We start from the raw sequence: 4,450 nt of genomic DNA on the forward strand, positions 1-4,450 counted from the left end.
CACGCTTCGGAGCCTTCAGCTGTTTGGGCCAGCGCCCACAACGCACCAGGGTGCTTATCAGGGACGTATAGCGCTGTACGCAAGTACTAGTTCGGGCACTGGTCACCTAGCACACATCTTCAACTGAACCCACTCAGTAGGCCAGGATGACCGGAGCAGGAATGGCGTCAGGGGTGACGTCTGTGTTGGCGATTTATCGCCTACACAGAGGCCGAGCTTTGAGACTCGCAAAGCGAGGCTCAAAGTCGTGCCCACCCCGTTCCACGCCAATTCCTGTGGAGGTCGTCCTGGCCGGCAGTCGAGCAAAAAAGAATAGTTCAATTAGTGGAACCGAGAAAGACTTGACACATACGTAGGCTCAGCTTTAGTTGACCAAATTTTGTAATAGTTGTAAACTGACCGCCATTCTGGGAAATCACCGGGGACTTGACGCCATTGGCAACCGGTTTTCAAGACATATAGGACCGCACAGAAGACCTCGTAGAGGTCATATTTTCGAGGCTTAGTTCGCTTACGAAAATTTTCTAAAGCTGGTCGAATTAATTCAAACTGTTGCCGAGTAATATTGCTGGGATAATTTTTCATAGCTTAAACTCACTTTTCACATAGAAGTATATCAAAAATCATAGATCTTGGACAGCTTCTAATTGACTTGCTAATAATAGATTACGCGAAGGCTATGATAATGTCGCTGCCATCTCCCTGATTTCCCTCTTTTAATCCGCGTCCATATTCCCTTCATTATACAAGAAGTGTGGTTCGCACAATAGAGATGCTGCTGCTCCTTTGATCTGACGCTTCCGATGATTCATCATCATAGCAACAAAAGGTCGTGTGCCTCTCCAGCGCAATAAAAATCGTCAGTCATGACATTTGTCACATCACATTCATGACAATCGCGACTACTGGCAATCATGGTGGCCGCGTAGTATCGATGTTGGAGGTGGATGACATGCACACAATTATTCGAACTGAACATCTGAAATTCAGCTATGGTAAAAAGCAAGTTTTAAACGATATTAACTTAACGGTAAACGCCGGTGAAATCATCGGTTTGATCGGCGTTAACGGCGCAGGTAAAACCACCCTGCTAAACATTTTACTAGGACTACTTAAAGGTGAAGGCGCGGTCAGCGTTTTTGAACAGCAGCCCGGATCGGCCATTAGCAAGGCACGGATCGGGTCGATGCTTCAAGGCGACATGGTTGTTCCCGGCATCACGATTGCAGACTTACTGAAGCTTGCTGCGGCTGAAGGCAATCATCCGCTTGCCACCAATAAATTGCTCAAGGACTTACGCCTAGAGCCTTTTAAAACACAGCGACTCGGCAGTCTTTCCGGTGGGCAATTGCGTCGGGTGACATTTGCCGTTGCCTTAATCAACCAACCGGACTTACTCTTCCTCGATGAACCTACTGTCGGGATGGACGCCAACTCGCGTAAAGCATTTTGGGACAACATCGAGCAATTGCGCCAAGAAGGTAAAACCATCGTGATTACCAGCCATTATCTCGAGGAAATCCAACAAATTGCGGACCGCCTGCTGATTCTGCAAAAAGGTCGCTTCACATTTGACGGCTCCCTCCAGCAACTGCAAAAACAGCATCTCGGTGCCACCATTACATTCGAAACTGACCTGCAACTGCCCATTTTCAACGGCTTGCCTGCAGTTGATCGCGTTGATCATCTCAAGCATAAACTCGTCATTCACAGCACAGATGGTGACCAGACCTTGCGCGCATTGACACCGCTGCTTGACCGCCTGCACCAAGTGAGTGTGAATCGTGAATCATTGGAAGATATTTTCCTACAGTTAACCCAACAGGAGGCCAACTAAAATGAAAACATTCCTTGCACAATTAGCTTTTGATGGCAAGCGATTAGTCGTCCGTAACGTATCATTCATTTTCTTTTCAATCATCATGCCCGCTGGATTTTATTTGCTTTTCACTAAAATCATGGTGAGTGGATCCGCCGCAGAAATCAAGCAATTCAATCTCACTTACATGGGCCAGATGATCGTCTACAGTGTTTTGATTGAGGCTTTCTTCAGCATTGCTTCTATCTTAAGGCGTGACCGTGAAAAAGGACTGACAACTTTTTTGCGGCTTTCTCCACATGGCACCTTACCTTATTACACGTCCATCACCTTTTGGATGTTGATGATGAGTCTGCTGTCAGTTGTGGTGCTAGGCGGGATTGCAGTTGGGGTTAATGGCGTTCGGCTCGAAATCACCCAATGGTTGGGGCTGATAGTTGTGGTCTTAATTGGCCAGCTGCCTTTGCTCATGATCGGAATTGCGTTGTCGCATATCCATCGAGAAGAAATGCTCAGTCTTGCCAGTAACTTGCTGACTTTCCCGATGGCCCTTGTCAGTGGCTTATGGTGGCCCATCAGCATGTTGCCAAGTTGGCTTCAAGCGATTGGCAAGCTGATGCCGACTTATTTCGTCAACAATCTCTTAAATGAACTGACGTCACGTGCTAAAGTAGACTTAACCAATTTGATTGGCATAGCTGTTTGGGTCTTACTTGCCGGCTTGGTCGTTGTGGCAATGACTCGAAACGAACAACGGAGAGGCGTGGCATTGGGTGAGGCATAGCTTTCGATTATGGTTAAGTAATCTGGAATGGACCAGTTATATATGGCTGCTTTATTTGCCATATATTATGAGCGAGTTCATCCCCACCAAGTCCAGTATTGACTGGCTGTGGATCGGCTTAGGGGTCCTTTTCCTGTTCGTTTATATTCTCGTTAATGAAATCGATCGGTGGCTGGCGGTGACGATTCCACTAGAACTCTTCATTGCCGGCTTGTTTTCGATCTTTGCCTTCAATAACTACATGATTATTTACCCTGGATGGCAGATTTCATTTATCTTGGCCCGGTACCCGCGAAAATATTTTCGCTGGTTTGCCACCGCATTTTACGTGATTATATTCATCGGACTCTGGCGTTATAATCAGTTTCATCCTGGCGTCATTGGTCTCGACAATGCGAATATTAGCGACCTTGTTTTTCCATTAGCCTCACCGCTGATTTCATACGCGGTTGCGCGCTCAGTTATCCGTCGCCGCCAGTTAAGTCAAACCAATCGGCGGCTGCAGGCGGTTGTTCGCCGCGGTGAGCGTGAACGCATCGCGCGTGACTTGCACGACACACTTGGCCAAAGCTTCTCGATGATCACGCTCAAAACCGAATTGGCAAAAAAGTTACTCATCAAAGCGCCGGAACGAGTGGCCCAAGAATTAGACGATATTGCTAAAACCAGCCGCGACAACCTACAATTGGTCCGCGCCATTGTCAACGACCTTCATCAGCAGTCCCTAAGCGAAATGATGTTGGAACAAGGTAAAAATCTTGCCGAAGCGGATGTAGTTTTACTGACAAACGGGGAAAATGAAGCCACTGAATGGCCGACAACCGTTCAAGCCCAATTGAGCGCCGTTATTTCCGAAGCCATTACCAATGTGATTCGCCATGCGCACGCTCACCAAGCCATCATTACCTTCGATCAAACCCCCACCGCTTATCTGGTTGAGGTTCAAGATGATGGCCATTCAAAAAGCTATGTTCGCGCTGGGTCAAATGGTATTAGCGGCATGCAACAACGCATGCAAGCGGTCAATGGCACTTTTTCCATTGTCCATAATCGCCAAGGCACACGGGTTTCACTTACTTTGCCAAAGGAGGCCTGATGATGATCACGTTATACCTTGCCGAAGATCAAAGCATGTTAAACTCGGCACTGTCGCAGTTACTTAACTTGGAAGATGATTTAACCGTCATCGGCAGTGCACAAGACGGCGCCACCGCTTGGCAAGCCATTCAATCGCAGCCGCCTGATGTCGCGATCCTCGACATTGAAATGCCGAAAATGACCGGCCTGGATGTTGCTGATCAAATTCACACGCACGCTTTACCTACCAAAGTCATTATCCTGACCACCTTCGCGCAAAAAGCGTATTTTCAACGCGCTATTGCTTCTCAAGTGAACGGTTATCTTTTGAAAGACAGCCCAAGCGATGACCTAATCGCCGTTATCCGGAAAGTGATGACGGGGCAAACAGTTTACGCACCGGAATTAGTTGCGAACATGGTCACGGCTGAAAGCAACCCCCTGACAGAGCGCGAATTGGCCGTTCTCGGGGAAGTCGCCAGTGGTTTGTCTTCCAAACAAATCGCAGCCTCGCTTTTTCTATCTGAAGGCACCGTGCGTAACTACTTGTCGGCCATCTTTAGTAAGCTAGGGGTGCATAATCGGATTGAGGCAATTGAGATGGCGAAACGGAATAAGTGGTTGGCATAAACTTTTTTAAGATCCCGCGTTTTACAATCAAGTTAGCCACTATCGTTAGCACTCAGACAAAATAAAAAACACCAAGTCGATACGACCTGTTATCATTAAAGTTCCTACACAATTAATGAAAGAGGTATCGTCTTGATGCA

At 47.3% G+C, this 4,450-nt stretch carries 4 protein-coding genes and 1 pseudogene; 4 read left to right on the forward strand and 1 reads right to left on the reverse strand.

Annotated elements, in window-relative coordinates; translation table 11 throughout:
• Positions 1 to 357: 357 nt before the first annotated feature.
• Positions 358 to 585 (reverse strand): annotated as a pseudogene (locus ACKTSG_RS13570) (transposase); the annotation flags it as partial.
• A gap of 367 nt (positions 586 to 952) precedes the next feature.
• On the opposite strand from ACKTSG_RS13570, the gene ACKTSG_RS13575 reads away from it, so the two are divergent.
• The 4 genes from ACKTSG_RS13575 to ACKTSG_RS13590 all read left to right on the forward strand — a co-directional run bounded on the left by ACKTSG_RS13575 (position 953) and on the right by ACKTSG_RS13590 (position 4,310).
• Positions 953 to 1,837, forward strand: a complete 885-nt coding sequence (locus tag ACKTSG_RS13575) for an ABC transporter ATP-binding protein (protein WP_056964392.1) — start codon at positions 953 to 955, stop codon at positions 1,835 to 1,837.
• Between the two features lies 1 nt (position 1,838).
• The gene (locus tag ACKTSG_RS13580; RefSeq protein WP_033571215.1) at positions 1,839 to 2,603 is read left to right on the forward strand and encodes an ABC transporter permease; all 765 of its coding nucleotides are present in this window, start codon (positions 1,839 to 1,841) and stop codon (positions 2,601 to 2,603) included.
• Between the two features lie 67 nt (positions 2,604 to 2,670).
• Positions 2,671 to 3,699: a sensor histidine kinase gene (locus ACKTSG_RS13585; protein WP_005717502.1), complete on the forward strand. Its 1,029-nt coding sequence runs from the start codon at positions 2,671 to 2,673 to the stop codon at positions 3,697 to 3,699.
• Between the two features lie 2 nt (positions 3,700 to 3,701).
• Positions 3,702 to 4,310, forward strand: a complete 609-nt coding sequence (locus ACKTSG_RS13590) for a response regulator transcription factor (protein WP_054719687.1) — start codon at positions 3,702 to 3,704, stop codon at positions 4,308 to 4,310.
• Positions 4,311 to 4,450 lie beyond the last annotated feature (140 nt).

Origin of the sequence: Lacticaseibacillus salsurae, assembly GCF_045862175.1 — a bacterium.
Taxonomy (GTDB): Bacteria; Bacillota; Bacilli; order Lactobacillales; family Lactobacillaceae; genus Lacticaseibacillus; species Lacticaseibacillus salsurae.

Bases quoted from the DNA above. Each gene is read 5' to 3' on its own strand.
- ACKTSG_RS13575 (WP_056964392.1), top strand. From the start codon at position 953: ATGCACACAATTATTCGAACTGAACATCTGAAATTCAGCTATGGTAAA.
- ACKTSG_RS13580 (WP_033571215.1), top strand. From the start codon at position 1,839: ATGAAAACATTCCTTGCACAATTAGCTTTTGATGGCAAGCGATTAGTC.
- ACKTSG_RS13585 (WP_005717502.1), top strand. From the start codon at position 2,671: ATGAGCGAGTTCATCCCCACCAAGTCCAGTATTGACTGGCTGTGGATC.
- ACKTSG_RS13590 (WP_054719687.1), top strand. From the start codon at position 3,702: ATGATCACGTTATACCTTGCCGAAGATCAAAGCATGTTAAACTCGGCA.